Here is a 697-nt window from a genome sequence, read left to right on the forward strand (position 1 = left end):
ACCACCAACTCCTGCATCGCCATCATGGATGGCAAGGAGCCCAAGGTAATCGAGAATGCGGAAGGCGCGCGCACGACGCCTTCCATCGTCGCCATCTCGGGCGACGACGAACGTCTGGTCGGCCAGCCGGCCAAGCGCCAGGCGGTCACCAATCCTGAAAACACCATCTTCGCGGTCAAGCGCCTGATCGGCCGCCGCTATGACGATCCGGTGACGGAGAAGGACAAGAAGCTTGTCCCCTACAAGATCGTCAAGGGCGACAATGGCGATGCCTGGGTCGAAGCTGGCGGCAGGAAGCAGTCGCCCTCGCAGATTTCGGCCATGATCCTGCAGAAGATGAAGGAGACGGCGGAAGCCTATCTCGGCGAAAAGGTCGAGAAGGCGGTCATCACCGTTCCGGCCTATTTCAACGACGCCCAGCGCCAGGCGACCAAGGATGCCGGCAAGATCGCCGGCCTTGAAGTGCTGCGCATCATCAACGAGCCGACCGCGGCAGCGCTTGCCTATGGCCTCGACAAGAAGGAAGGCAAGACCATTGCCGTCTATGACCTTGGCGGCGGCACGTTCGACATTTCGGTGCTCGAAATCGGCGATGGCGTGTTCGAGGTCAAGTCGACCAATGGCGACACCTTCCTCGGCGGCGAGGATTTCGACATGCGCCTGGTCGAATACCTGGCGGCCGAGTTCAAGAAGGAAC

Annotated in this window: 1 protein-coding gene; it reads left to right on the plus strand. The window is 61.0% G+C overall.

The window, feature by feature from the left end:
- The coding region (locus tag EN925_RS38405; RefSeq protein WP_245487478.1) for an Hsp70 family protein at positions 1-697 on the plus strand (697 nt) is incomplete at both ends.

This window comes from Mesorhizobium sp. M7A.F.Ca.US.006.04.2.1, assembly GCF_004022915.1.
GTDB classification, from domain to species: Bacteria; Pseudomonadota; Alphaproteobacteria; order Rhizobiales; family Rhizobiaceae; genus Mesorhizobium; species Mesorhizobium ciceri.